General features: G+C 41.7%; 23 protein-coding genes and 2 tRNA genes. 23 read left to right on the top strand and 2 right to left on the bottom strand.

Annotated features, from left to right (window positions below; translation table 11 throughout):
• Nucleotides 1–233 precede the first annotated feature (233 nt).
• The 19 genes from HF078_RS15450 (at nucleotide 234) to HF078_RS15360 (ending at nucleotide 18636) form a co-directional block, all read left to right on the top strand.
• Nucleotides 234–416: a small, acid-soluble spore protein, alpha/beta type gene (locus tag HF078_RS15450; protein ID WP_169291964.1), complete on the top strand. Its 183-nt coding sequence runs from the start codon at nucleotides 234–236 to the stop codon at nucleotides 414–416.
• A gap of 160 nt (nucleotides 417–576) precedes the next feature.
• Nucleotides 577–1446, top strand: a complete 870-nt coding sequence (ispE, locus tag HF078_RS15445) for a 4-(cytidine 5'-diphospho)-2-C-methyl-D-erythritol kinase (protein WP_169291963.1) — start codon at nucleotides 577–579, stop codon at nucleotides 1444–1446.
• A gap of 57 nt (nucleotides 1447–1503) precedes the next feature.
• Complete coding sequence (gene purR, locus HF078_RS15440) at nucleotides 1504–2346, top strand: pur operon repressor (RefSeq protein ID WP_148990140.1); 843 nt, start codon at nucleotides 1504–1506, stop codon at nucleotides 2344–2346.
• 15 nt (nucleotides 2347–2361) lie between these two features.
• Nucleotides 2362–2736 carry a 2-iminobutanoate/2-iminopropanoate deaminase gene (gene ridA, locus HF078_RS15435; RefSeq protein ID WP_169291962.1) on the top strand — a complete coding sequence of 125 codons (375 nt, stop codon included), beginning with the start codon at nucleotides 2362–2364 and terminating at the stop codon, nucleotides 2734–2736.
• A 127-nt stretch (nucleotides 2737–2863) separates the two neighbouring features.
• Nucleotides 2864–3154, top strand: a complete 291-nt coding sequence (gene spoVG, locus HF078_RS15430; RefSeq protein WP_010191385.1) for a septation regulator SpoVG — start codon at nucleotides 2864–2866, stop codon at nucleotides 3152–3154.
• Between the two features lie 149 nt (nucleotides 3155–3303).
• Nucleotides 3304–4674, top strand: a complete 1371-nt coding sequence (gene glmU, locus HF078_RS15425; RefSeq protein WP_169291961.1) for a bifunctional UDP-N-acetylglucosamine diphosphorylase/glucosamine-1-phosphate N-acetyltransferase GlmU — start codon at nucleotides 3304–3306, stop codon at nucleotides 4672–4674.
• A gap of 201 nt (nucleotides 4675–4875) precedes the next feature.
• Nucleotides 4876–5826 carry a ribose-phosphate diphosphokinase gene (locus HF078_RS15420; protein WP_148990143.1) on the top strand — a complete coding sequence of 317 codons (951 nt, stop codon included), beginning with the start codon at nucleotides 4876–4878 and terminating at the stop codon, nucleotides 5824–5826.
• Between the two features lie 85 nt (nucleotides 5827–5911).
• On the top strand, nucleotides 5912–6556 hold the full coding sequence (locus HF078_RS15415; RefSeq protein ID WP_169291960.1) for a 50S ribosomal protein L25/general stress protein Ctc: 645 nt from the start codon (nucleotides 5912–5914) through the stop codon (nucleotides 6554–6556).
• Between the two features lie 966 nt (nucleotides 6557–7522).
• On the top strand, nucleotides 7523–8083 hold the full coding sequence (gene pth / locus HF078_RS15410; RefSeq protein WP_346775353.1) for an aminoacyl-tRNA hydrolase: 561 nt from the start codon (nucleotides 7523–7525) through the stop codon (nucleotides 8081–8083).
• Nucleotides 8084–8213: 130 nt separating this feature from the next.
• Nucleotides 8214–8444: an anti-sigma-F factor Fin gene (gene fin, locus HF078_RS15405; RefSeq protein WP_148990146.1), complete on the top strand. Its 231-nt coding sequence runs from the start codon at nucleotides 8214–8216 to the stop codon at nucleotides 8442–8444.
• Nucleotides 8445–8555: 111 nt separating this feature from the next.
• On the top strand, nucleotides 8556–12092 hold the full coding sequence (gene mfd / locus HF078_RS15400; RefSeq protein WP_169291958.1) for a transcription-repair coupling factor: 3537 nt from the start codon (nucleotides 8556–8558) through the stop codon (nucleotides 12090–12092).
• Nucleotides 12093–12295: 203 nt separating this feature from the next.
• Nucleotides 12296–12832, top strand: a complete 537-nt coding sequence (gene spoVT / locus HF078_RS15395) for a stage V sporulation protein T (protein WP_060666712.1) — start codon at nucleotides 12296–12298, stop codon at nucleotides 12830–12832.
• 136 nt (nucleotides 12833–12968) lie between these two features.
• Nucleotides 12969–14552: a putative polysaccharide biosynthesis protein gene (locus tag HF078_RS15390; protein WP_169291957.1), complete on the top strand. Its 1584-nt coding sequence runs from the start codon at nucleotides 12969–12971 to the stop codon at nucleotides 14550–14552.
• 272 nt (nucleotides 14553–14824) lie between these two features.
• Nucleotides 14825–16288 carry a bifunctional methyltransferase/pyrophosphohydrolase YabN gene (gene yabN / locus HF078_RS15385; protein WP_169291956.1) on the top strand — a complete coding sequence of 488 codons (1464 nt, stop codon included), beginning with the start codon at nucleotides 14825–14827 and terminating at the stop codon, nucleotides 16286–16288.
• Nucleotides 16289–16397: 109 nt separating this feature from the next.
• Nucleotides 16398–16667, top strand: a complete 270-nt coding sequence (locus HF078_RS15380; protein WP_060666715.1) for an RNA-binding S4 domain-containing protein — start codon at nucleotides 16398–16400, stop codon at nucleotides 16665–16667.
• Nucleotides 16668–16745: 78 nt separating this feature from the next.
• The gene (yabP, locus tag HF078_RS15375; protein ID WP_169291955.1) at nucleotides 16746–17051 is read left to right on the top strand and encodes a sporulation protein YabP; all 306 of its coding nucleotides are present in this window, start codon (nucleotides 16746–16748) and stop codon (nucleotides 17049–17051) included.
• On the top strand, nucleotides 17048–17686 hold the full coding sequence (gene yabQ, locus HF078_RS15370) for a spore cortex biosynthesis protein YabQ (RefSeq protein ID WP_169291954.1): 639 nt from the start codon (nucleotides 17048–17050) through the stop codon (nucleotides 17684–17686). The genes yabP and yabQ overlap by 4 nt, the downstream gene beginning before the upstream one ends.
• A gap of 15 nt (nucleotides 17687–17701) precedes the next feature.
• Entirely contained in the window at nucleotides 17702–18085 is a 384-nt protein-coding gene (locus HF078_RS15365) for an FtsB family cell division protein (protein ID WP_169291953.1), read from the top strand.
• 89 nt (nucleotides 18086–18174) lie between these two features.
• The gene (locus HF078_RS15360; protein WP_060666719.1) at nucleotides 18175–18636 is read left to right on the top strand and encodes a S1 domain-containing RNA-binding protein; all 462 of its coding nucleotides are present in this window, start codon (nucleotides 18175–18177) and stop codon (nucleotides 18634–18636) included.
• Between the two features lie 552 nt (nucleotides 18637–19188).
• On the opposite strand, the gene HF078_RS15355 is transcribed toward HF078_RS15360, so the two are convergent.
• Together HF078_RS15355 and HF078_RS15350 are read right to left on the bottom strand one after the other, a co-directional pair.
• Nucleotides 19189–19260 (bottom strand) — tRNA-Glu (locus HF078_RS15355).
• Nucleotides 19261–19269: 9 nt separating this feature from the next.
• Nucleotides 19270–19346, bottom strand: a tRNA-Met gene (locus HF078_RS15350).
• A gap of 313 nt (nucleotides 19347–19659) precedes the next feature.
• On the opposite strand from HF078_RS15350, the gene spoIIE reads away from it, so the two are divergent.
• From spoIIE to HF078_RS15330, 4 genes are all read left to right on the top strand, one after another.
• Nucleotides 19660–22146, top strand: a complete 2487-nt coding sequence (gene spoIIE / locus HF078_RS15345; RefSeq protein ID WP_169291952.1) for a stage II sporulation protein E — start codon at nucleotides 19660–19662, stop codon at nucleotides 22144–22146.
• Nucleotides 22147–22614, top strand: a complete 468-nt coding sequence (locus HF078_RS15340) for a hypothetical protein (RefSeq protein WP_169291951.1) — start codon at nucleotides 22147–22149, stop codon at nucleotides 22612–22614. It begins immediately after the preceding gene.
• Nucleotides 22615–22702: 88 nt separating this feature from the next.
• Nucleotides 22703–23440: a VWA domain-containing protein gene (locus HF078_RS15335; RefSeq protein ID WP_169291950.1), complete on the top strand. Its 738-nt coding sequence runs from the start codon at nucleotides 22703–22705 to the stop codon at nucleotides 23438–23440.
• Nucleotides 23406–24449: a protein kinase domain-containing protein gene (locus HF078_RS15330; RefSeq protein WP_169291949.1), complete on the top strand. Its 1044-nt coding sequence runs from the start codon at nucleotides 23406–23408 to the stop codon at nucleotides 24447–24449. Before HF078_RS15335 ends, HF078_RS15330 begins: the two co-directional genes overlap by 35 nt.
• Nucleotides 24450–24547: the final 98 nt, after the last annotated feature.

Below are 24547 nucleotides of genomic sequence, written 5' to 3'. Positions count from 1 at the left end.
ATGATTGGAGCGAAAGGCTGAGACTCCAGCGGGGGTTAACGGTTGGTTGAGACCCCGCAACGTAGTGAGGAGGCTCAAGCACCGTCCCGCGGAAAGCGAAGCCTGGCGCGGAAATCAACAGCGGTGATTAATGCAACTCTCCCCAAAAAACATATATAACCGCTTATAAAAACACAAAACCCCTCCAATACTAATATTGTCGCGTTCAATGATCAACAAGGAGGGCTTTTATCATGAGCAGAAGACGAAGCGTAATGTCTCATCAGCTTAAAGAAGAACTCGCAAAAGAACTTGGTTTCTATGATGTCGTCCAAAACGAAGGCTGGGGTGGAATAAAAGCCAAGGATGCCGGGAACATGGTAAAACGTGCCATAGAATTGGCAGAGCGACAACTTGTACAACATCCCCAAAAATAGATAAATGAAGAACCGAAGTGTTAGCCACTTCGGTTTTTTAGCAACATAAAAAAGTAGGCCACTTTTGAAAACATAATATTTCCCATTCATGGAGATATTTCTGTCAAGGAATATGGTACAATACATAGATAATTGGAGACGAATGAAGAAGGTGAAGAAAGTGAGACTGTTAGAAAAAGCACCAGCGAAAATAAACTTGTCGCTAGATGTGCTACATAAGCGTCCAGACGGATTCCATGAAGTGAAAATGATTATGACCACTATCGATCTAGCTGACCGTATTGAACTGTCAGAGCGAAAAGATGGTCAAATCACCATTCTATCTCATAATCGGTATGTTCCGGACGACAATCGAAATTTGGCCTACCAAGCAGCTGCCCTTTTAAAAGAACGGTTTAACGTGAAGCAAGGGGTTTCCATCGGGATAACAAAGGTGATTCCTGTTGCAGCAGGATTGGCTGGCGGAAGCAGTGATGCCGCTGCAACGCTACGCGGTTTGAACAGGCTTTGGAAACTTGGGTTAACCTTGGATGAGCTGGCCGAGATTGGCGCTGAAATAGGTTCTGATGTATCGTTCTGTGTGTATGGCGGAACAGCCCTTGCAACCGGAAGAGGGGAAATCGTTCAACATATCCCAGCACCGCCTCATAGCTGGATTGTGCTTGCGAAGCCGACAATCGGTGTATCTACTGCAGAAGTATATAATAACCTTGACCTTAGTAAGGTAGAGCATCCGGATGTTGAAGGCATGCTTGATGCCATTCATGAAAATGATTATGAAAAGATGATTGGGCTTGTTGGCAATGTGTTGGAAAGTGTTACCTTGAAGCTCTATCCGGAAGTGGCGCATATCAAGGAACAGATGAAGAAATTCGGAGCGGATGCGGTTTTGATGAGCGGGAGTGGACCGACTGTCTTCGGAATCGTTCAATATGACTCAAGAATGCATCGCATATGCAATGGACTGAGAGGGTTCTGTGATCAAGTGTTTGCCGTCAGAATCCTTGGCGAGCGGAACAGTCTTGATTAAATCCGGATATTAATGTTATATTTACATTAGAATATTCGGATTTTAGGAGGAAGTAGCATGAAATTACGTCGAAGTGGTCGTCTTGTGGACATGACGCATTATTTGTTGCAGCATCCACAAGGGTTAGTTCCGCTTTCCTTCTTTGCTGACCGTTATGGGTCTGCAAAGTCTTCTATCAGTGAAGATCTTGGAATCATTAAACAAACTTTCGAAGAGCAAGGAATAGGAACGCTTGTCACAGTACCTGGTGCTGCTGGCGGTGTTAGGTATATCCCATATGTAAACCATGAAGAGGCATCTGCCTACCTTGAGGAATTGTGTGAAATGATTGCAAAGCCGGAAAGGTTACTGCCAGGCGGCTACCTATATATGACCGATATCCTTGGTAACCCAAAAGTGTTAAATAAAGTGGGGAAAATGTTTGCAACAGCATTTAGCCATAAAAAAGTGGATGTTGTCATGACGATGGCGACAAAAGGAATTCCGCTTGCACATGCAGTGGCAAGCTTTTTAAATGTACCGGTTGTCATTGTAAGACGTGACAGCAGGGTTACAGAAGGATCTACTGTAAGCATAAATTATGTTTCAGGTTCATCCAAAAGAATTCAAACAATGGTATTGGCAAAAAGAAGCTTGGAAACAGGTTCTAACGTTTTGATCATTGATGATTTCATGAAGGCTGGTGGGACAGTAAGCGGAATGGTGAATCTACTTGCTGAATTTCAAGCGACCGTAGCAGGTATCGGGATTCTAGTGGAGTCTGAAAACATTGAAGAACGCCTGGTCGATGACTATGTTTCCTTAGCTAAGCTTGAAAAGGTAAGTGAGAGAGATCGACAGATAGAAGTGCAGCAAGGCAACTATCTTCAACATGTAAAAGAAAATATTACATTAAACTAAAGGGTGTGTAAGTTCATGAAAGTTGTTCATACAGATGCCGCTCCAAAAGCGATAGGTCCATATTCCCAGGGAATCATCGTCAACAATCTTTTTTACAGTTCAGGTCAAATACCGTTGTTGCCTAGTGGAGACCTACTAGATGGGGATGTGAAAGAGCAAACTCATCAAGTGTTTAAAAACCTGCAAGCGGTACTAGAAGAAGCAGGTGCATCCTTTGAGACGGTAGTAAAAGCTACTGTTTTCATTAAAGATATGAATCAATTTGGAGATATTAACGAAGTGTATGGGGAGTATTTCTCTACCCACAAACCTGCAAGATCCTGTGTGGAGGTTGCACGTTTACCGAAAGATGTTCTTGTCGAAATAGAGGTTATCGCTCTAGTAAAATAGAATCTGTTCTTTTTACACCAATTTGCCCAAAATTTTCAAAAAAAATTTGAAAATAAGAAGGAATTCTAGAAAATTTAGAGAATTTATAATACTAAGTTTTTTATTGGGACAAAAGGTGGTGAACAGAATGGAAGTAACTGACGTAAGATTACGCCGCGTAAATACCGATGGTCGCATGAGAGCTATCGCATCTATTACATTAGATCATGAATTCGTTGTTCATGATATCCGTGTAATCGATGGAAACAACGGCTTGTTCGTTGCGATGCCAAGTAAACGTACGCCGGATGGAGAATTCCGCGATATTGCGCATCCGATTAATTCCGGGACGCGTGGAAAAATCCAAGAAGCGGTTTTAGCAGAGTATCACCGCTTAGGCGAATTAGAAGTAGAATACGAAGAAGCAGGCGCTTCTTAATCGATAGAAGGTGAAACAGGTTGCTATGCGACCTGTTTTTTCTTTTGGCCTTTTTTTGACAAATAAATGTACTTTCGTGTACTTCCTTGAAATGGGCAACGTTTTAGGATATATTCGTAATGGATAATTAGGTGAAAATGGAGGCCGTTATGATAAATCGATATGCCGTAATATTAGCAGCTGGACAAGGTACACGAATGAAATCCAAATTATATAAAGTGTTACACCCTGTTTGTGGCAAGCCAATGGTTCAACATGTCGTGGATCATGTTTCTGCACTCAACTTCGAGAAGATAGTAACAGTGGTTGGACATGGAGCGGAAACAGTAAAGAGTCATCTTGGAACAAAAAGCGAATATGCCCTTCAGGCAGAACAGCTGGGAACGGCACATGCAGTTATGCAAGCCGCACCAATGCTTCAAGATAAAAAAGGCGTAACATTGGTCATTTGTGGAGATACTCCACTTATTACACCGGAAACGATGCAGGAATTGCTTGATCTGCACGAAAACACGGGAGCAAAGGCTACTATTCTGACAGCTTACGCAGAAGACCCTACTGGATATGGACGCATTATCCGTAACAGCGAAGGGCATGTCGGGAAAATTGTGGAACATAAGGACGCTAGTGAAGATGAGCGCAAAGTGACAGAAATTAATACGGGTACTTATTGCTTCGACAATGAAGCACTTTTTACAGCGCTTAACAATGTTTCAAATGACAATGTGCAAGGAGAATATTACCTTCCAGATGTCATTGAAATTTTGAAAGAACAAGGCGATATCGTTTCTGCCTACCAAACATTGGAGTTTGATGAAACACTTGGAGTCAATGACAGAGTGGCACTTTCTCAGGCTGAAAAAACCATGAAGAAAAGAATTAATAAAAAACATATGATCAATGGAGTAAGCATCATTGACCCAGATAACACGTATATTTCTGCGGATGCAGAGATTGGCAGAGATACAGTCATCAACCCTGGTACTGTCATCTTGGGTGCTTCTAAAATTGGAGAGGATTGCATCATCGGTCCAAACTCTGAGATTAAAGACTGCCAAATCGGGGACCGTACAACTATCCGCCAATCTGTGGCGCATGACAGCGAAATTGGAAACGATGTAAATATCGGACCGTTCGCACACGTTAGACCGGATTCCAAGATTGGCAATGAAGTGAAGCTTGGGAACTTTGTAGAAGTAAAAAAAGCGACATTTGGGAACGGAAGCAAGGCTTCTCATCTTAGCTATATTGGAGATGCGGAAGTTGGAGCGGATGTAAACCTGGGTTGCGGTTCTATCACTGTCAACTATGATGGGAAGAAGAAATATTTAACTAAAATTGAAGATGGTGTGTTTGTAGGTTGCAACTCCAACTTGGTGGCACCAGTGACTATTGGCAAAGGCGCCTATGTTGCAGCAGGATCTACCATCACAGAAGATGTACCTGGAGAAGCACTGTCCATCGCACGCGCTCGCCAAGTAAACAAAGAAAACTACGTAAACAAGATTCACAATAAATAAATCTTTTTATAGTTGTTGATTGGAGCACAGGGCGAAGACTCCACAGGGAGATAGCGCTAGGTGGAGACCCCGCAGGCGTAACTGAGGAGGCTCCAGCAGCGCCCCTAGGGAAGCGAAGCCCGGTGCGGAAATCAAAAGCAGTGTTTAACAAAGTCATTTAAAGAAGCCATTAAAAAAACCTAGCGGAGGGTACAAGTTATCATGCCAAAGTATGCAGATTCCAATCTAAAGATTTTTACGTTAAATTCCAACACAGCCTTAGCGGAAGAAATTGCACAACATGTAGGTGTTCCAATCGGAAAATGTTCCGTTGCTCGTTTCAGTGATGGAGAAGTACAGATCAACATCGAAGAAAGTATCCGTGGTTGTGACGTGTATGTTATCCAATCTACCAGCGCACCAGTAAACGAGCACATCATGGAAACACTTATCATGATTGATGCACTAAAACGTGCTTCTGCAAAAACGATCAATATCGTAATGCCGTATTACGGTTACGGAAGACAAGACCGTAAAGCGCGCGCGCGTGAACCAATCACAGCGAAATTAGTGGCAAACCTGTTAGAAACTGCTGGAGCAGACCGCGTTATTACGCTTGATTTGCATGCACCACAAATTCAAGGATTCTTTGATATCCTTATTGACCACTTAATGGGTGTTCCTATTTTGGCAGAGTACTTTGACAGCAAAGGCCTAGAGGATCTTGTTATCGTTTCACCGGACCACGGTGGTGTAACAAGAGCAAGAAAGCTTGCTGACCGCTTGAAAGCTCCGATTGCCATCATCGACAAACGCAGACCTCGTCCAAATGTTGCAGAGGTGATGAACATTGTTGGTCATATTGAAGGTAGAACAGCAATCTTGATTGATGACATGATTGATACTGCGGGTACTATTACATTGGCGGCAAATGCCCTGATCGAAAATGGTGCAAAAGAAGTGTATGCATGCTGTACACACCCAGTATTATCAGGTCCGGCTATTGAACGTATCCAAAACTCAAAAATTAAAGAATTGGTAGTGACCAACACCATTTCTTTAGCGGAAGACAAGAAAATCGAAAAGATTACACAATTATCCGTTGCAGAGCTTATTGCTGAAGCGATTATTCGTGTCCATGAAGAGAAATCCGTCAGTACTTTATTTGATTAATTGGTAAGATTCATGTTTAACCTTCTGTAAATAGGGGAAATTGTATGAGAGACAAGTATTTTATTTTCCCAGGAAGGTGATAAGAATGTCAGTATTACATGCAAATGAACGTACAGAATTCAAAGGATCTTCAATAACCAAAATCCGTGAGGAAGGATTAATTCCAGCGGTTGTATACGGGAATGATACAGAAAATAAATCTATTACTGTCGATAGTAAGGAATTTATTAAAACTATTCGTGAAACTGGACGAAACGGCATCATTTCGCTTGAAATTGGTTCCGATAAGCGCAAAGTTATGCTTTACGATTATCAAATCAACCCGCTGAAAAGCCTGGAATTTGTCCACTTGGATTTCCATGTAGTTAATTTTAAATCAGAAATCGATGTAGATGTTACGGTTCACGTTACAGGCGATTCTAAGGGAGTGAAAGATGGCGGAGTCTTGCAACAAGTTCTCCATGAAGTATCCATCAAAGTACTTCCAAACAATGTACCGGAATCCATTGATGTGGATGTAACGGAACTTGATGTGAATGAAAACATTACAATCGGTGACCTAAATACATCAGGAAAATATAGCTTTAATCATGAAGATGATGAAGTGATTGCTTCCATCTTACCTCCACGACAAGAAGAGGAAATCGACCCTGGTGAAGAACAAGAACCAGGCGAACCTGAACTTGTAGAAGGTAGAGAGAACAATGAAAGCACAGAGGAGGAGGCGTAACCTTAAAGGTTACGTCTTTTCTCTTGTTGTGAAGAAGATTCTCTAAATACTTAGGGTATAAAAAGGTCAACGGGAAGCTTTATAAGAAAAAAGACAATTATAATTACCCGAGGCCGAGAGGAAAAAGTGAAAACGGTCAAATAGAGTGCTTCTATACACCCCGATGCCAAGAAGAAAAGGTGAAAACGGTCAAATAGAGTGCTTCTATACGCCCGAAGCCAGTAGGAAAAGGTGAAAACGGTCAAATAGAGTGCTTCTATACGCCCGAAGCTAAGAGGAAAAAGTGAAAACGGTCAAATAGAGTGCTTCTATACGCCCGAAGCCAGTAGGAAAAGGTGAAAATGGTCAAATAGAGTGCTTCTATATGCCCGAAGCTAAGAGGAAAAAGAGAAAACGGTCAAATAGAGTGCTTCTATACGCCCGAAGCCAGGAGGAAAAGTTGAAAACGGTCAAATAGAGTGCTTCTATATGCCCGAAGCCAAGAGGAAAAAGAGAAAACGGTCAAATAGAGTGCTTCTATACACCCGAAGCTAAGAGGAAAAAGAGAAAACGGTCAAATAGAGTGCTTCTATACACCCGAAGCCAAGAGGAAAAAGTGGAAACGGTCAGATAGAGTGCTTCTATACGCCCGAAGCCAGTAGGAAAAGGTGAAAATGGTCAAATAGAGTGCTTCTATATGCCCGAAGCCAAGAGGAAAAAGAGAAAACGGTCAAATAAAGTGCTTCTATACGCCCGAAGCCAAAAGGGAAACGCGTTAACGGATCGGATAGCGCTCGTTAACAACAGAGTTGCTACTAAACTTCAGCAATATAATGTTGTTTTAATGGACAAAACTCCTTCTCATTTCCTTTTCACCCCATGTTCAAGTAAAATGAAAGATAGCGAATAGGTTTGTGGGAGGTATCCATGAAGAAATTTTTACAATCCTTATTTGGTAAAGAGCAAGACGTTTCAGGAGGAAAAATAATGAAAGTATTTGTGGGGCTGGGGAATCCAGGCCGTCAATATGAAGAAACAAGGCACAATATCGGATTTATGGTAATAGATGAATTAGCAGACAAATGGAACATCCCATTGACACAGTCCAAATTCAAAGGGATATTCGGACAAGGCACGATAAACGGCGAAAAAGTACTATTAGTGAAGCCTCTTACATATATGAATTTATCGGGGGAATGTGTTCGCCCGTTATTGGACTTCTATAAGCTAGATGTAGAGGATCTGGTGGTAATTTATGATGACTTAGATTTGCCAGCTGGAAAGCTGCGTCTTCGCCAAAAGGGAAGTGCCGGAGGGCATAATGGGATTAAGTCCTTGATACAGCACCTTCAGACCCAGAATTTTAACCGTATCAGAATGGGAATTGACCGTCCGAAGAATGGACCGTCCATCTCAGATTATGTGCTTGGGAAATTCCACTCTGATGAGCGTCCTGCTATTGATGACAGCGTGAAGAAAGCTGCAGAAGCCTGTGAAGAAAGCTTGTCTAAAGAGTTCCTACAAGTAATGAACACTTTTAATCAATAATAGAATGTTAAGGTAGCTTTCCTGAGTTTTCTCTAACCAAACCAACCCTGTATAACAATGTTTCTCACTGTTTATACTAGTGGTAAAAGGGGCCATTTTTAGGTCTTGCAGAAAAGTGGAGGGAAAAAGGATGGCTATCCATTATCATTGCAGGCATTGCGGCTATAAGGTCGGCACCATCGAGTCCAAATCAGTATTTTCAGAAGAACTAGGGTTTCATCAACTGTCGGATACAGAACGACATGAAATGATAGCATATCAACAAAATGGTGATGTACATGTTAAAACAATTTGTGAGGATTGCCAGGAAGCCCTTGATCGGAATCCTGACTGGCATGAACAAGAACGGTTCATACAATAGAGCAGATAAATTAGCTTTGGTGAGATACCAAAGCCTTTTTGCGTCTGAGAAACGTCATGATAAAAAAGAACACAAAGAAACACTATTAATGGAGAGGGGAGGGTGTATGTTATGAAAGGTTTTATTCCATATTTGAGCGAAAATGATGATTTTCAGTCGGTTTTGGTTGGTCTTCAAGAAGGGTTAGAAGAACAGTTAATTTCAGGGATATCTAATTCGGCAAGGTCCATGTTAATTGCAGCGTTGTATGAAGAGAGAAAAGCGCCGATCCTCCTAATTACGCATAATTTATTTCATGCCCAAAAAGTATACGATGACCTAGCAAGCTTCCTGCCGGAGGATGAACTGTATCTGTATCCTGTAAACGATGTGTTAGCAGCGGAAATTGGAATTGCGAGTCCGGAGCTTAAAGCTCAGCGTGTAGAGGCGCTTAATCATTGGGCTACTAAAAATAATGGAATTATCATTGCACCAATCGCAGGGTTAAAAAGAATACTCCCATCTAAAGAAAAATGGCAGCAAACGTTGTTGACTATTGAAGTAGAAAAGACGCTGGAACTCGATAACTTAGCAGATCGTCTCGTCAGATACGGGTATCAGCGAGTAGGGATGGTAGCAACGCCAGGGGATTTCAGTATCAGAGGGGGAATCATCGACATATACCCTATCACGGAAGAATTTGCCGTAAGGATTGAACTTTTTGATGATGAAGTGGAATCTATCCGATATTTTACGGTAGAGGATCAACGTTCTCAAAAACATATGGATAAGGTGACGATTGGCCCGGCAACAGAGATGCTGCTTACGAATCAAGAGCTTACAAATGGTCGAGAAGTTCTCGAAAAGGAACTAGCTAAAACGATTAAAAAAGTGAAAAATGAAAAAGTAAAACAGCTGTTAACAGAAAATATTTCCTATGAGCTAGAACAAATACGCAACGGACAAGTATTTTCTGAGTTGTATAAATATCTTTCATTCTTCTACAGTTCACCAGCTAGTTTACTAGATTACATCCCTCCAGGCGGTTTAGTTATCATGGATGAAATCAGCAGAATCCATGAAACGGCGGAAAGTCTTGATAAAGAGGAAGCAGAATGGCTTGTAGAGCTATTGGCAGAAGGAAAAGCGGTGCAGGATCTAAAGTTTTCTCATTCTTTTGCCCAGATTGTACATAGCAAAAAGCAGCCGTTTCTTTATCTTTCCCTCTTCTTAAGGGCGGTGCCACATACGCATCCGGAAAACTTGATTAATATGTCTTCTAAGAGCATGCAGCACTTCCACGGGCAGATGCATCTGTTAAAATCGGAAATTGAGCGTTGGAGGAAGGCAAATTATGCAATTGTAGTCCTTGCTTCCAACCAAGAGCGGATGGAGAAGCTAGAGACGGTTTTTGCTGATTATGAGATGGACATAAGAAAGCTTTCCAAAGGCTCGGCCTTCGCCCATGGAGAGGTCCAGCTTGTGGAGGGTGACTTGCATTCTGGATTTGAATTACCTATGCAGAAGCTTGCAGTCATCACGGAGGAAGAGCTTTTCAAAAAGAAAGCGAAAAAGCCTAAAAACAGACAAAAGCTCTCCAATGCGGAACGGATTAAAAACTATACCGAATTGAATGTCGGCGACTATGTTGTCCATATTAATCACGGAATAGGTAAATATCTAGGTATTGAAACACTTGATATCAATGGTCTTCATAAAGATTATATTCATATTAAATACCAAGGCTCTGACAAACTTTATGTTCCTGTTGAGCAAATTGATCAAGTTCAAAAATATGTAGGTTCAGAAGGAAAAGAACCGAAAGTTTATAAACTCGGTGGTACGGACTGGAAAAAAGTCAAAAATAAAGTAGAGTCGTCTGTCCAGGATATTGCCGATGACCTTATTAAGTTATATGCAGAAAGGGAAGCAAGTGTTGGTCACGCCTTCTCGCCAGACGGAGAAATGCAAAGGGAGTTTGAAGCAACCTTCCCTTATCAGGAAACAGAAGATCAATTGCGCTCTATTCATGAAATTAAATTGGATATGGAAAAGACCCGCCCAATGGACCGCTTGCTTTGCGGAGATGTAGGCTATGGAAAAACGGAAGTGGCCATAAGGGCAGCTTTTAAGGCCATTACTGATGGCAAGCAGGTAGCTATTTTGGTACCAACAACCATTTTGGCTCAGCAGCATTATGAAACCATCAGAGAAAGGTTCCAAGATTACCCTATCAATATTGGTCTGTTAAGCCGTTTCCGCTCTAGAAAGCAACAGACGGAAACAATGAAAGGACTTGGAAATGGAACGGTGGATATTGTTGTTGGGACACATCGCTTGTTGTCCAAAGATATTAAATACAAAGACCTTGGCTTGTTAATTATCGATGAAGAACAGCGCTTTGGAGTTACCCATAAGGAAAAAATCAAACAGCTTAAAGCCAATATCGACGTGCTTACCTTAACAGCTACGCCAATTCCACGGACCCTTCATATGTCTATGCTTGGGGTGCGTGATTTGTCTGTCATCGAGACACCACCTGAAAATCGTTTCCCGGTGCAAACGTATGTGATGGAATATAACGGAAACTTAGTGAAAGAAGCAATTGAAAGAGAGCTGGCCCGAGGAGGTCAAGTTTATTTCTTATATAACAGGGTCGAAGATATCGAGCGAAAAGCAGATGAGATCTCCATGCTTGTCCCAGAAGCTCGCGTTACTTATGCGCATGGAAAAATGACCGAAAATGAACTAGAGTCGGTGATGATTCAGTTTCTTGAAGGAGAAGCGGAAGTGCTTGTCAGTACGACCATCATCGAAACAGGTGTCGACATTCCGAACGTAAACACATTGATCGTTTTTGATGCAGATAGGATGGGATTGTCTCAGCTTTATCAGCTTAGAGGGCGTGTAGGAAGATCCAATCGTGTGGCATATGCCTATTTCACGTATCGAAAAGATAAAGTGCTTACAGAAGTAGCAGAAAAACGTCTGCAATCTATCAAGGAATTCACAGAACTTGGATCAGGCTTTAAAATTGCAATGCGTGACCTTTCCATTCGTGGTGCAGGAAATCTGCTTGGAGCCCAGCAACACGGCTTTATCGATTCTGTCGGTTTTGATATGTATTCTCAGATGCTAAAAGAAGCAATCGAGCAGCGCCAAGGGCCGAAAGATGCGAAAAAGGCGCATGAAATCTCCATTGATGTGGAGCTTGATGCATACATTCCAGAGTCTTATATCCCTGATAGTAAGCAAAAGATTGATATGTATAAGCGTTTCCGTGGATTAGAATCAAAAGAAGATCTTGTTGAGCTTCAAGATGAAATGAAGGACCGTTTCGGTAACTATCCAAAAGAGGTCGACTACTTATTCCAAGTCTCAGAGATGAGGGTCTATGGCCTCAAGGAAAAAGTGGATTCCATCAAACAAACAAAACAAGAGCTCGTCATTCTTCTTTCTGAAGAAGCAAGTAGCGTTATTGATGGTCAGAAGTTATTCTTATTAGGAAATGAGTTTGGCAGGATGGTAAGCCTCGGCATGGAAGGACAGCATCTGAAGATTGTCATCCAGACGAAACGCTCTGCGACAGAAGAGTGGATACAAGTGGCCATTTCCATGATAAAAGGACTAGAAAAAGTAAAAAAAGAAAGCGTGAATGCTTCCTCATAGGTTTGAGTTTGTGAAGAAACGTCTATATAAATACTGGGGGAATTTACTATCAGAAAAAAACTTTTCCAACATGTATATAACTCCCTGAGTGTAGGATACTAACTTCAACGAATGGTGAATTCTTCAAAAGCAGGACATATTGATCAATTCCACCAATTTAACTCATCTCTTTTTATCATCGGATGAAGGAGGCAACCTAAGAAATGAAAGCAACTGGTATTGTACGTCGTATTGATGACCTCGGTCGCGTTGTAATTCCTAAAGAAATAAGAAGAACCCTGCGTATTCGCGAGGGTGACCCCCTTGAGATTTTTGTCGATCGGGATGGAGAGGTTATCTTAAAGAAATACTCTCCTATTAGTGAGCTTAGCGATTTCGCTAAGGAATATGCCGAAGCTCTGTATGATAGCTTGGGACACCCTGTGTTAATCTGTGACCGCGATACGTTCATTGCTGTCGCTGGGAGTTCTAAAAAGGAATATCTGAACAAAAGTATCAGCGAAGTAGTGGAGAAATCCATGGAAGACCGCAATTCCGTACTAAAAACGGAAGAACAGCAACTGGCAATTGTCGATGGGCATGTAGAATCACTTGCTTCTTATACCATTGGACCTATCGTGGCAAACGGAGATCCAATTGGAGCAGTGGTGATTATGTCCAAAGATAAATCGCTTGGAGAAGTGGAACAGAAAGCAGTGGAAACAGCTGCAGGCTTCCTAGCGAGACAGATGGAGCAATAATCAATAGTGGGAGCAGCAGACGTGATGGTCTGTTGCTTCTTTTCTTTTGTTTCTAAAGGACATAATGGATCCATCTTTCCATTCAAAATATGCTATAATTATACAATTGTACGAATACTTTAAGGCGGGCTTTTTTATGAATGATTTATCACCACACTCCTATCAAAAGGTATGGAAAGGCGCTATGATTCTTACTATTGCAGGGATCATCATTAAAATCCTCAGTGCAGCCTATCGCGTTCCTTTTCAAAATATTGTAGGAGATGTTGGCTTTTATATTTATCAGCAGGTATATCCCTTTTACGGGGTGGCTATCATTTTATCTACATATGGCTTTCCGGTTGTCATTTCTAAATTCATTGCAGAACACCCTGAGAAGACAAGAGAGCATGCAGCACGCAAAATTCGTTGGGTGTCCTTTTGTTTCTTAACGGTTTTGGGTGTGAGCTTTTTCCTGCTGCTTTACCTAGGTGCGACCCACTTAGCAGCTTTTATGGGGGACCTCAAGCTCTCTGTATTAATTAAAATTGTCGCCTTCTCTTTTTTACTAATGCCATTAGTTTCGGTATGGAGGGGAAGTTTTCAAGGGCTTGGAGAAATGACGCCGACCGCCGTTTCGCAAGTCAGTGAACAATTAATAAGAGTTGGAACGATTCTGGTACTCTCCTACCTGCTCGTAAACGCGGGATTTTCCCTTTATGAAGTAGGAGCGGGTGCCATATTCGGTTCCGTCATTGGGGGATTTGCTGCAGTCTTAGTATTGTTGACCTTTTATCAAAAGATGAAAAAGAAACATACGGTTGTGCCTTCAAACATACTTCCTTCTTCGAAGTCTATTGTAAAGGTCCTGATTCTTCAAGGCTTTACCATTTGCATCAGCTCACTATTGCTGATCCTTTTTCAAATGGTGGATGCGTTCACCATTTATGCCGGACTATTGGAATCAGGTGTCGACGAACAACAAGCCAAAGAGCTTAAAGGGGTCTATGACCGGGGGCAGCCGCTGATTCAGCTTGGAACAGTGGTAGCAACGGCATTCTCGCTATCTCTTGTCCCATACATTATTCTCTCCAAGAGCAATGAAAGGGAAGTAAAAGAAAAAATCAGTCTCTCCATCCGTGTCAGCATAGGAGTGGGAGCAGGAGCGGCAGTGGGTCTTGCCTGGCTCATCAAACCAGTGAATGTAATGCTTTTTTCCAATGAAAATGGCTACAACGTACTATTGGTCCTTAGTTTGTCCATTCTCTTTTGCAGTATGGCCTTGACCGCGGCTGCTATCCTGCAGGGGCTTGGTAACCCGTATCTTCCTGCTCTTTTTGTAGGTATCGGAATTGGCTTAAAATATTTGTTGAATGACCTATTGATTTCTACTCACTCAACTTTGGGAGCGGCGGTCAGTACATTGGTCGCGTTCAGTACGGTCGCCGTCTTGTTGGTCCTGGCGTTAAAAAAGAAGACAGGCACTTCTATTTTTGAAAGGATGCCAACCGTCCCCTTGCTTGTGAGCATCGGAATGATGTCTGCCGTTTTGGCAGTCTATCTAATTCTTACGGATTCACTAGTAGGGGATAACCGTACGCTGGCCACCGTCCAAAGCATGGTAGGAGTGATGATAGGCGGAATCACCTATCTATTAATTTTAATAAAAAATCACTTTTTTACGACAGAAGAACTCATGCTTCTCCCGCTAGGAAAAAAATTGGTGAAGCTATTAAAATAATAGCTCTGTTAAACACCGCTGTTGATTTCCGCACTAGGCTTCGCTTTCCTAGGGGCGTTAGGGGAGCCTCCTCGGAAAAGCGCCTGCGGGTTCTCCCCTAAACGCTATCTCCCTCAGGGCAAGGAAGGCTTCGACAGCGATACATCTCAGGAAGAATGCGTAGCATTTTCGAGGAGTCTGCGCCTATTGCTTCAATCAACAGCTAGGTTGCTGCAAAAATCAACAGTATGTTTTAACAGAGCAAAAATAAAAATAAAGTTGGTGTCCAAAATATGAATACGATAAAGGTTCTAGGCCTTGGTGCAGGTGATCTCGAACAGCTTCCAATGGGAGTGTACAAGCAATTAATGCAGTCGGACCATCTTTTTCTTCGAACGAAAGAACATCCTGTTATCGAAGAGCTCGAAAAAGAAGGGCTGACTTACGAGTCGTTTGATTCTATCTATGAACAGGAAGGTACATTCGGCACGGTATATGAAAGAATTGCGGAAGAAATAATCGAGCATAGTGCACATAAGGAAATTGTGTACGCTGTACCAGGACATCCGCTTGTGGCTGAGAAAACCGTTCAGATTTTACTTGAAAAAGAAAAAGAAGGCATCATCAAACTTGATATCAAAGGCGGGCAAAGCTTCCTCGATCCGATGTTTACAGCAGTAGGATTGGATCCCATCGATGGTTTTCAATTCCATGATGCTACCGCACTTGGAAAAGAAGCGATTGAACCGACCCAGGCGATGATCTTTTGTCAGGTATATGATGCTTTCATTGCTTCAGAAGTGAAGCTCACCTTGATGGAGTTGTTGCCTGACGACTATCCTGTGACGATTGTAACAGCAGCAGGGTCTTCGATGGAACAGATTACAGAGGTACCGTTATACGAACTCGATAGGGTGGCGGAAATCAATAACCTGACAAGTGTCTATGTACCAGCAGTAAAAGAGGAGGAACTGCTTTATAAACAATTCTCTTCTTTTAGAAACACTATAGCGACACTTAGAGGTCCTGGTGGCTGCCCGTGGGATCAGAAACAAACGCATGAATCGCTGAAAAAATACCTAATCGAAGAAGCATATGAATTGCTCGATGCCATTGATGAGGATGACACAGATGGAATTATTGAGGAACTTGGGGATGTTCTTTTACAAGTAATGCTTCATGCCCAAATCGGGGAGGATGAAGGTTACTTTAGCATAGAAGATGTGATAGAAGGAATTAATGAGAAGATGATCCGCAGACATCCTCATGTGTTTGCCGACACCTCTGTGGAAGATGCAGAGGATGTCATCACCAATTGGGAAGCCATCAAAGCTGAGGAAAAAGGAGAAAGGGCCGAGCAGTCCATTCTTGATTCGGTTGCAAAAGGGCTTCCTAATCTTACAAAAGCATTCCAATATCAGAAAAAAGCAGGTAAAGTAGGGTTTGATTGGAACGATGTCGCCCCAATGTGGGATAAGGTGAATGAGGAAATCCAGGAGTTGCAGGAAGAATTGACAAAGGATGCAAGCTCGGACCTTGTGGCTGCAGAATTTGGGGACGTACTTTTTGCTCTCGTTAACATTGCAAGATACTATAAAATCGACCCGGAAGAAGCCGTGTCCCTAACCAACCGAAAATTTTACCGCAGGTTTACTTTTATCGAAAAGAAGGTAAAGGAATCAGGGCAAACCTTCGAGAATCTATCATTAGAACAATTAGATGCTATTTGGGAAGAAGCGAAAAAGAACGGGTTATAATTTGATGAAGATTCTTCGTTCTACGTAAATATCCTAGCTGGTAATTGAAGCCTAGTGCGGAAATCACCAGCGTCGTTTAACAGACATATAATTTAGGGGGAGTAACAGAATGCGATTAGATAAATTTTTGAAAGTATCAAGAATCATCAAGCGTCGTACACTTGCTAAAGAAGTGGCAGAGCAGGGACGTATCTATATCAACAACGTACAAGCTAAAGCGAGCAGCAATGTAAAAGCAGGAGATGAATTGAAAATTCATTTTGGTCAAAAAATCGTGACTGCTTCTGTCGATAACATTCAGGAAAATGCCAAAAAAGAAGATGCGGCCATGATGTACACCATCGTGAAAGAAGAAAGAGTAGAACAAACAGAAGAGTAACGGACAGGCATGTTCTAAAAAATTATCCCTCTCATATACATGTACTATCTTCAAGTACTAGATAGGTGAGGGATGAATATGAACCAATACTATGATTCAAATCAAGGAAATAAGCAGACTGTCCAAGAGCAAGACATCGTGATGAGAAGTCGCAGAATGTTAGATATCACCGGTGTAAAGCAAGTGGAAAGTTTTGATAACGAAGAGTTTTTATTAGAAACAGTGATGGGATATCTCTCTGTAAGGGGCCAAAATCTCCAGATGAAAAACTTGGATGTAGAAAGTGGCGTCGTCTCAATCAAAGGAAAGATCATGGAAATCATTTATTTAGATGACCAACAGGCGGAGAAAGCTAAAGGGTTCTTTAGTAAGTTGTTCAAATGACACTTAGCACCCAGCTTTATACAATGCTTGCCATGATTGGGATGGGGGCATGGCTTGGAGCTGCCATCGATACGTATGGACGTTTTCTGAAACGGGAAAAGAGAGCCAAGTGGATTGTGTTTATTCATGATATCCTCTTTTGGCTCTTGCAAGCCCTTATCGGCTTTTATGTATTGCTGAGAGTCAATGAAGGAGAAATTCGTTTTTATATTCTCATTGCACTCGTGTGTGGCTTTGCAGCTTATCAAAGCTTATTCCGATATTTTTATTTGAGCTTGCTGGAGTCCATCATACAACTTGTCATCAACTTGTATCGCTTCTTGGAAAAAATGGTAAGAATGCTAATAGTGAAGCCCATTCAACTATTAGTACAAGCACTTATCGTATTATTATTAGGTATTTGGAAGTTTCTTTACTCAACCGTTCGCTTTCTGCTGTTGTTTTTATGGCGAATTGTTAAAATTTGTTCCTTACCATTCAAGTGGATCCTTATGCTAGTATGGAAGTTGGTCCCGAACGTGGTGAAAAAATATTTACACATTGTTTTCAAAAAACTTGAAGGATTTTTCACACTAGTAAAGAATAGGAAACATAGTATAATAAATAGAGTAAAGAACTTTTGGAAAAAGCGCTAGGAGAGGAATGATAAGATGAGCGCGGCAAAAGATGAAAAGGTAGCAAAAATCCATTCTGATTATTCCAAACAAAAACAGGACCAGCAGTTGAAACAACAGAAAAGACGCCGTGGGCTTTATCGCCGTTTATCATTATTCTTTTGTTTAGCATTAGTCTTTGGAATACTAATGGGAAAAACACTCTTAGATCAACGAGCTATCCTTCAAGAAAAAGAGGATAGAAAAGAAGTTGTCCAACAAGAGCTGGCAAAACTTAAAAAAGAACAACAACATTTAGAAGAGGAAATTGTAAAACTGAACGATGATGATTATATTGCGAAGATCGCACGTAGAGATTATTTCATGTCAGAAGAGGATGAAATCATCTTCAATATGCCTGACGATTCGTCGTCAGATTAGTCGTCATATTGACACCTCAATTTTGCTCTAGGTATAATGGTAGGTAAAGTGATTTATTTTTTATGATTTTAAGGAGGAGCATTTTTTTTATGTCAATCGAAGTAGGCAGCAAGTTACAGGGAAAGGTAACAGGAATAACTAATTTTGGTGCGTTTGTTGAATTGCCAGGAGGAACAACTGGTCTTGTCCACATCAGTGAAGTTGCAGACAACTATGTAAAGGATATCAACGACCATCTTAAAGTTGGTGACGAAGTACAGGTGAAAGTAATCAACGTGGAGAAGGATGGCAAAATCGGCCTATCCATTAAAAAGGCAAGCGACACTTACCGTGAGCCACAACCACGTTCTGCTGCACCATCACAACGTCCGAACAACAATCAACAACGCTCAAATCAACGCCCACCACGAGGAAGAAGAGAAGAATTCAAACCAAAGGAAAACTTCGAACAGAAGATGGCAAGATTCTTGAAAGATAGTGAAGATCGTTTATCTTCCCTGAAGCGCAACACGGAATCAAAACGTGGAGGTCGTGGAGCAAGTAGAAAGTAACTTGCTGCTGAAAATCTCATATATATAAACGTAATGTTTGAACACGCCCTGAATTTTTGGGGTGTGTTTTTTGTTTTGCAGGGGGAAAATTGTAGAACAGTTGATTTCCGTTCCAGGCGCATCGCTTGCCTGCGGGCGGTCCGGGAGCCTCCTCGGCTTCGCTTCGCCTGTGGGGTCTCCCCTGTCCCTTCCTACCGTGGGCGTCTTCGCGCCTTCCACTGCAATCAACTTAGGTTATGCATTTAGCAAAGGGGCAGTTACCTTAACTTAAGTTGCTATAATGGATATATCTTTTTTATGATGGATATATCGGTTTTACAATGGATATATTCTTTTTGCAATGGATATATCGACTTTACAATGGATATATTCCATTTACGATGGATAAACGAATATTCACCCTGAATCTGAACAGTTGGAACAGTTAATATGGATGGATCTACCCTAAAATGAAAAGAAAGTTACCCAAAACCACTTAAATAAGTTCTACAAACACAAAAAAGCTGTCACAATTTCAGATATTGTCTGAAGCTGTGACAGCTTTTATTATTATGACCCATACGGGATTCGAACCCGTGTTACCGCCGTGAAAGGGCGGTGTCTTAACCGCTTGACCAATGGGCCTTATAAAGTTGGTAGCGGCGGAGGGAGTCGAACCCACGACCTCACGGGTATGAACCGTACGCTCTAGCCAGCTGAGCTACACCGCCAAATTTATAAGTAATGCAATAAGAAATTAAAAGTCTCTCATAAGACACAAGAATTATCATACTAACTTATCATTCATATGTCAATACATTTTAAAAATGTAAGAATTATTAGAACATTATCCTAGCAATTACCTATAGAATTTACAAAAACTGATGAGAGTAGTTAGCAAATGCGATGATTTCATGACAGCTTTTCCCTCTTTTCCTTGTAATACGTCGAACACTTCTTAGGTTCTGGGCGGTTCTTTTGACAAATCTTTTCCTTTTAAGCTTGTATAATGACCCCAATAGATAAAATATGGGAGTGGATATCATGCAGGGACTAGAAAGAGATTTGGGGGAACCGGTTTCCAATCTTCAGTTTGGGAAAGTCAGAAAAACATTAATGAAGTCAATGCATTCGACGAAAACGAAGCTTACGACCATCCTTTTTCACCAAGGATTTCTTTTAGTCTTTATTGGATTTTTGCTGGGACGAGCCTTGATCCTAAATGAAATTACACCTTTTGCGTTACCGTTTTTCGCAGCAGTGTATTTTTTAAAAAAGAAACGGGCTGGACTCACGTTGATTGCCTTAATGGTTGGGTCGGCCACCATCTCGGCACTGACAGTCGCATATGTGTTGGGTGGGATGATATTATTTGTTCTTCTTTTCAAGTGGGCACAGGCATTAAAGATAGAGCCACTTAAGTCTATGCCGTTCCTAGTCTTCCTCTCGGCTTTTCTCTCCAAAACAACAATGATTTACTTTACAACAGGAATTGTGACGTATGATTGGCTGATGATTGGAGTAGAGGCGGGGCTTGGATTTATCCTCACACTTATCTTCTTTCAGAGCCTACCGCTTATCACAATGAAGAAAAAGAGACAGGCGTTTAAAACAGAAGAGATTATTTGCCTCATTATTTTGTTCGCTTCCGTTCTGACAGGGACCATCGGTTGGACAGCCTATGATCTTTCTGTTGAACATATATTATCTCGATATCTTGTGTTAATCTTTGCATTTGTTGCTGGGGCCACCATTGGTTCCACGGTTGGCGTGGTGACAGGTCTCATTTTAAGCTTAGCTACTGTAACCAATCTATATCAGATGAGTCTGCTGGCTTTTGCCGGTCTGTTAGGAGGGCTGCTGCGAGAAGGAAATAAGATTGGTGTATCGGTGGGACTGCTTCTAGGCACATTACTAATTGGCATTTATGGGGATGGGATGACGCTAATTGTTCTTACCATCATGGAGTCGATGGTAGCTGTTGCACTCTTTCTGCTAACACCGCAAAGAGCTATCGCTAATTTGGCAAAATCCATTCCCGGAACAGCTGAACATACAGCCGAGCAACAGCAATACATGCGGAAGATCCGTGATGTTACTGCCAATAGAGTGGAACAATTTTCACACGTTTTCCAAGCGTTATCCAATAGCTTTTCAAAATTTCAATTTGAACACCCTAATTCGGAAAAAGAAGTGGATCTCTTTTTGAGCAATGTTACAGAGAAAACGTGTCAAAATTGCTTTAAAAAAGAGCAGTGCTGGACACAGAATTTCCAGAAAACCTATGATTATATGACTCATTTAATGGAGGATACAGAGGAAGGAACCATAAGTCTGAATGTCAAATTGCAAAAGGAGTGGGATCGCCATTGCGTAAAATCGGAAAAGGTAAAAACCGTGATCAAAAACGAGCTAGCCCAGTTCCACGCGAGTGAGAAACTAAAAAAACAATTAATGGAGAGTAGGAGGTTGGTAGCGGATCAATTAATGGGAGTATCACAAGTAATGGAGGACTTTGCAAGGGAGATTCAACGAGAGAGGGAGAATCATTATGTTCAGGAAGATCAGATTTTAGACGCCCTCCAAGCATTCGGTATTGAAATTGAACAAGTGGAAATATACAGCGTCGAGCAGGGGAATGTCGATATTGAAATGACCGTTCCATACTGCGAAGGGCGTGGTGAGTGTGAAAAGCTCATCGCTCCGATGCTTTCAGATATATTGCGAGAGAATATTATTGTTAAAAAGGAAGAATGTAATTCTGATAACAATGGGTACTGTCATGTATCATTCGGCTCTGCAAAAGCGTTTGTAGTCGACACAGGCGTTGCGCATGCCGCTAAAGGAGGAGGACTGATATCAGGGGATAGCTATTCCACCATAGAATTAGGTCACGGAAAATACGCCATTGCCATTAGTGACGGGATGGGAAATGGTGAACGCGCGCACTATGAAAGTAAAGAAACATTAAAGTTGCTTCAAGAGATTCTACAGTCTGGAATCAAAGAAAAAGTAGCCATCAAATCGGTTAATTCGGTCCTATCATTAAGGACGACCGATGAGATATTTACTACGCTCGATCTAGCAATGATTGACCTTCAAGATGCTTCTGCTAAGTTTTTAAAAGTTGGTTCGACTCCAAGTTTTGTGAAGAGAGGAGATAAAGTAATTAAAATTGAAGCAAGTAATCTACCAATGGGGATTATTCAAGAATTCGATGTGGACGTCGTGAGTTCGCAGTTAAAAGCTGGTGATCTACTGATTATGATGAGCGATGGAATTTTTGAAGGACCAAAACATGTAGAAAACTATGATTTATGGATGAAGCGAAAAGTATCCGAAATCAGAACAGACGACCCGCAAGAAATGGCAGATATCATAATGGAGGAAGTCATTCGGACAAGATCAGGTCAGATCCAGGACGACATGACGGTTGTGGTAGCAAAAATAGAGAGGAATATTCCGAAATGGGCAGCCATTCCTGCCTATCACTATTTATCCAAAAACCAAGGAATGAAGGAGGCGCTTTAAATGTTGAAAACTTTATCTAAAATGGTAACGGGTCTTGTGAAAGAAATGGGTGGCCGTCGTGAGATTGCGGAGAAAGTGCAGGAGAGCAAAACTGTTAGTGTGGTACCGGTTAGTCCGATGAATTTGCTGGGGAGACAAGTCCTGAAACTGGCAATTAATGCGGAGATCAAGTTTAGAAGAGCTGCCAACGAGTCAGATAATGCCAAAAGCATGATGTGGAGAAAGCAAAACATGCTGGCAGTTATTGCAAGAAATGTGACGGAAAAAGAGATGATCGCTTTAACGGGTATGAAAGCAACGAACGAGAATGGAAAAGGAAAGATTCAAGCAGCAATGCCGAATAAAGCAAAGAGAGTCAAGGAACGAATAGGACACCTTTCAAAACTGCCAATCAACTTACTGGCTGAATTCAAGTTTGCACTATCTCTTTCTAGCAACAAGGAAGTGCTTGGGGTGAATACCTCTTAGAAGGTAAATTATGTACAAAAGGTATAAATTAAGCCCGTCTCGTCCATGATGGCTAATGTAAATTATACGCATTAGGAGGGGACGAAACGTGTATAAAGGAACGTTAAAACAAATTCTATTAATTACAGACGGATGCTCAAATTCAGGAGATGACCCAGTTGCCATGGCAGCCCTAGCGAAAGAACAGGGTATTACAGTAAATGTTATTGGGGTGATGGATGAGGATACGATAGATGAAAGAGGAATGCAAGAGATAGAGGGGATCGCAATGTCTGGTGGCGGCGTCAGTCAAATTGTGTATGCCAAGAACTTATCTCAGACAGTCCAGATGGTGACCAGAAAAGCGATGACCCAAACATTACAGGGGGTTATTAATAAGGAGCTTCAACAAATATTGGGTTCAGAAACTTCCATGGAGGACCTTCCGCCTGAGAAACGCGGGGAAGTGATGGAAGTAGTGGATGAACTGGGTGAAACGGTTTCCCTGCAGGTGCTGATTCTTGTTGATACTAGTGCTAGCATGAAGTCCAAGCTTCCAACCGTCAAGGAAGCACTATTGGATTTGGCACTAAGCTTGAATGCAAGAATTGGTGATAACCAGTTTTCAGCCTTTGTTTTCCCGGGAAAACGCCAAGAAGTGGAGAAGATCTTAGATTGGACACCGAAGTTGGAATCGCTGTCCAGTATTTTTCCAAAGCTATCGACAGGCGGGATCACGCCAACAGGTCCTGCCATTCAAGAAGCCATTCCTTATTTTAAAGAAACACGTAACCTGAGGAGCTTGATTTCCGATGATGAACAATACTATGAAGAATCCGGTAGGTAATCTGCCTCAAGGGACGACCATTATCGGAAAATGGCATAAAGAGAGATACACTATTGTCAGAACACTCGGGTACGGTGCGACGGGGTATGTATATCTAACTAGGAGTTCAAAGGGATTAGCTGCATTAAAAATAAGTGAAAACAGCATGTCCATTACTTCTGAGGTTAATGTCCTGCGTCATTTTTCGAAGGTCCAAGGGTTCTCCCTGGGGCCTTCTTTGTTAGATGTAGATGATTGGGAGAGGCCAAACCTTGGAGGAAAACAGACTTTTTCCTTTTATGTGATGGAATTTCTTGAAGGGGAACCTCTTTTATCTTTTGTTCAGAAAAGGGGAATGGAGTGGGCTGGCATTCTAACTTTGCAATTGCTGACAGATCTTGAAACGCTTCATCGTGAAGGTTGGGTGTTTGGAGATCTGAAGCCCGATAATCTCATTGTAACGGCAACCCCTCCCAAAGTACGGCTTGTGGATGTTGGCGGCACGACCCAGCATGGCCGGGCCATTAAAGAATTCACAGAGTTTTTTGATCGGGGTTATTGGGGACTGGGTTCTAGGAAGGCAGAAGCTACTTATGATCTATTTGCCGTAGCAATGATCATGATTCACATCTGTTACCCAAAACAATTCCAAAAAAACGGAGAGGGCGGAATCAAGCAACTAGAAGAGCAGATTGATAAAAATGCTTGGCTAAAAAGGTATAAAATTGTCCTAATGCGAGCATTAGCCGGTGAATATTACTCTGCAGATGAAATGAAAAGCGGTATGCTTTCTGTCATGAGCCAACGTAACCCAAGCACTTCACCAAAAGGGACGGCACAGCGAACAGTAAACAACAAAGCCAAACAAGGAACTGCCTCAAGTACAAGTCGAGCAGCTAGAAAAGGTGCTAGTACACAAAGTCAGCCTGTGCCACAGAAAGCCACAAGCAAAGGGTGGATGGAAACTGCCGTGCTTTTATCGGTCATTCTATTTGCTTATTTCTTCTATTTATATGGTCAGATAATGTAGGTATAAGCGTTTTGAGGATGTGTACGGGGGTATAAAGCAGTATGGATGTTTTTGGATAAGCATCTATTTTTGCAGGAGAAGAAGTCAAATGGTAGGAT

It is taken from the genome of Bacillus sp. RO2 (genome assembly GCF_012911845.1).
Classification (GTDB): domain Bacteria; phylum Bacillota; class Bacilli; order Bacillales; family Bacillaceae_I; genus Sutcliffiella_A.
Note: the sequence above shows the minus strand (reverse complement) of the source record. Positions and strands in the feature narration are given on the sequence as shown.